Below are 3,231 nucleotides of genomic sequence, written 5' to 3'. Positions count from 1 at the left end.
TGACTTCCCTAAAAAATGATATGAAAAAGACAAAACTTGAAAATCAGCAACAGGTTTGGAAAGGATGCAAAAAACAACCGGTCAGACAGCAAGCATGGCACATTCCGAAAATATGGTCAGCCGCCTATCGACACACCGGAAGAAACCTCTGCAATTCCTTTTAAAAAAATGAAGCCGAAGAATGAAGCATACAATATTCCACGTATCGAAAAAAGTGACTGCACGATAAAATGAAAGGCTGCAACGGAAGAACAGACTTGCGGATTCTGCGGGGAGAACATAACCATACAGGCATACAGCCACTACAACTGTTTCCGGAAAAAGAAGATTATACAACCGGAAAAACAGAAAGGCATCCACTCGGAGAAAAGCAAGCAAACGATTGAAGCGGACTGCCGATTTAGCGGCGAAATATCCGACTACCTATATACAGCCCTAAAAGGCTGGGGCATATGGGTAAGCAACAGACTGCCGGGCAAATAAAAGGAGAGTGGCATAGCCGCCGGAAAGAGGTTGTCTCGATGTGGCCGAAGCTCCGAAAGCAGACCGGATATGCCTCTCTCCTTTGCCTTCCCCATTCCTGGATTTCACACAATCACGGAGCCTGCGAGTGACTATGAGAAATCCTGAAACGGGGACAGTCACTCCGCTGAAAGGGTGGGTGGGAAACATGTGACTTTCTCCAAAATAACAAATAGGGGTATAAAGATCTCAAAAGAAAAGAAAGCCGTTCCAGAAAAGACTGGAGCAACTATCACCATCTACTGTTCTTTAAGTTAATTGCAGCAAATCCAAATCATCAGTGACCAATCCATCCAATACATGTTGGATTTTATCAAATATAGCCTTATCTATGCCATACGTGGCGCATAACGATTGAAATTTGCTTACAGCATCGAACACCTGTAATATCTTCTTTTCGGGCTCCTCTACAAAATCCTCGGCAAAGTTGACGAAATCACTTGTAGTCAAGGCAGACCTTTTGCCCATCACGCCCATCGAATGAATGTGTGCTGAAGAATTTTCCCATGTATTTGCCGTGAACATTACATCATATGCAGGTGATAAACGCCATACCCCTGCCTTATCCATGATAAACGATATGTTCTTATTATGATCATCGGATATACCTGCGACATAATTAAATACCATTCTGATAAATATCTGATCTTTGTCTTCCTGGGGAAGTTTCAGAGTCTCTGCTATCCAACACAGCTTCATATAATCATCTGCACCCGGCATAATGGCCGCAAGGGTCTGACTAAAGAGCTTTTCTCCATTCTTACGATCAAATCTTTCCGTTACGAAATGATTTCTTCCATCAATTTCTTTCAGGAAGCATGGCATCATGTTGATTCCCGCCGCCTTTGCCATTTCGCTATATACCATTTCTATCTCTGTGGTAGGAGAGTCATCTGCTTCTTTAAATTTGATGATATACTGCTTAAAATTTTCAGGCAAATCCACCTGGCCGGAACGAAACTCTTCCGTTTCGAGATTATAGGCAATCACTGCCTTCGGGCGCATGCCACCGGCAGAAGTTCCAAGATATATCAACTTTTTCATCGTGAGGCTATCCTCCGGTGATATGACAGCAGCATCTCGATCATTATATATTTTAGAAGCCAAAGTTGCCAATGATGACATATTTACTGACTCATGGATGGCATCATCATTAAATTCCGGTTCAAATTCCAATGCTCCCATAGCCCTCTTGCCAATATAAGAGAGCTTCAATAGAGGCAATGATTCCGTAACCTTTATATTATTATCCGTGAGCCATTGGTCAAATAGGGAAGCCCCCCATTTGTCAGGAAGCGCATCTGCAAGAAATTCCGGAAGCCCTTGATATAATTTATCTTTATTCCCATAGAAAGACGCAAACAAAGGGGTTCTCTTAGGGTGTGTGGAAGGGCATATATCATAATCTTGTTTCCTATATTCATCCGTAAATTGGAATACAGAACAATGCTTTTCAAAGTCCCAATTCAATTTGCCAATGCAAGTCCCCCACAGATATACATTCACTATAATCGGCTCTTTCTTCATACCATCTTACGTTTACCGTTAATTCTTTGTATTCTTTTACCTGTTTTTTCATTGATTAGGAAAGGGGAGTCTGGAAGTTCCGGAACCAAACCGACAACGCCTTCAAGAGTTCCACTTATACGCAAAATCTTAAGCAATGTACTTAGGGCAATATCACTTACTTTACAAGATTCTATTCTCTTAATAGTAACGATAGATACTCCTGCCTTATCCGCAAATTCTTGCTGGGAAAAACAGCAGCTAAGTCTTATAGACTTAACTCTCTTGCAGATTTCCTTTACAATACATTCATCTGAAAATTCGTATATTGTATATGTATCATATAATCTTTTCATAGAAAAACATATTTAGGTATCATTTTTGATACAAAAATACCGATAAATCTGAAAATCACCAAATTAAGAAACACTTTTTTTATAATCTTCTGCCGCATTAGCAAACGATTGAAGCGACCTTGTGCCGCTTCAATCGTTTGATTGCTTTTTCTTTTTAGTCCGGGGGTTCTTATTTTTCCGGAGTCGGGTAGAACTTAGTAGCTACCATCACAATGCGGTTACGTTTCTCCCCACTTTTAGAATCCGTCCATTCTTCCGGCTTAAAGTAGCCTTCAACGGTAATCAGTACATCTTTTTGCAGTATCCAAAAAGCATAGCGGTCTTCCATCTTACTCCAGGCTTCAACTTTCATAACAGAGGAAACAAATGTTTTTTCTTCATTTATCTTGCCTATGCGACTGACCACAATAGAGAAGTGTGCAACCTTTACTATTTCGAATAAATGGATTTCTGCATCCCTACAAATCCTGCCTGTTACTGCGAATGAATTTTCAATCTTTTTCATATCTCTGATTTTTTAGAAGTTAATTAATCAATTTTACAGTGCAATAACTGATTGTTGGCTTTGGGGGACACCATGAAAAAAGATATAAATACTCTTTTTATGCTGGCCGGAAAAAGGAAGATTTGTAACTTTTTTATTGGTGAAGATGGCAGCAAATAATTCGGGTTAAATACGCTTTTTATGCAAGGCAAAAAAAGGAAGATTTCAGACGAATAACAACGTGGTGTTTGTGAATCGTCCCCTTATCCCCGTAAAAGGGGTTAGCAACAATCTATATTTGCAACGGAAAATGATTTGACTTCCCTAAAAAATGATATGAAAAAGACAAAACTTGAAAATCAG

4 protein-coding genes are annotated in these 3,231 nt (G+C 39.8%); 1 reads left to right on the top strand and 3 read right to left on the bottom strand.

All coding sequences use genetic code 11. The features are described 5' to 3' along the window. The first annotated feature begins 452 nt into the window (after nt 1-452). Entirely contained in the window at nt 453-614 is a 162-nt protein-coding gene (locus tag DXA54_RS28350; RefSeq protein WP_005868748.1) for a hypothetical protein, read from the top strand. 157 nt (nt 615-771) lie between these two features. Here DXA54_RS28350 and DXA54_RS27685 read toward each other — a convergent pair whose 3' ends face one another. From DXA54_RS27685 to DXA54_RS27675, 3 genes are all read right to left on the bottom strand, one after another. Continuing rightward, nucleotides 772-2,049, bottom strand: coding sequence for a type II toxin-antitoxin system HipA family toxin (locus DXA54_RS27685; RefSeq protein ID WP_005868749.1), 1,278 nt, complete (start codon nt 2,047-2,049; stop codon nt 772-774). Further along, nucleotides 2,046-2,384 carry a helix-turn-helix domain-containing protein gene (locus DXA54_RS27680; RefSeq protein ID WP_005868750.1) on the bottom strand — a complete coding sequence of 113 codons (339 nt, stop codon included), beginning with the start codon at nt 2,382-2,384 and terminating at the stop codon, nt 2,046-2,048. Before DXA54_RS27680 ends, DXA54_RS27685 begins: the two co-directional genes overlap by 4 nt. 169 nt (nt 2,385-2,553) lie before the next feature. Continuing rightward, on the bottom strand, nt 2,554-2,889 hold the full coding sequence (locus tag DXA54_RS27675) for a single-stranded DNA-binding protein (RefSeq protein ID WP_005868751.1): 336 nt from the start codon (nt 2,887-2,889) through the stop codon (nt 2,554-2,556). Nucleotides 2,890-3,231 lie beyond the last annotated feature (342 nt).

Origin of the sequence: Bacteroides sp. OF03-11BH (genome assembly GCF_003604005.1) — a bacterium.
Taxonomy (GTDB): Bacteria; Bacteroidota; Bacteroidia; order Bacteroidales; family Bacteroidaceae; genus Bacteroides; species Bacteroides ovatus.
This window is presented reverse-complemented; position numbering and strand designations above follow the sequence as displayed.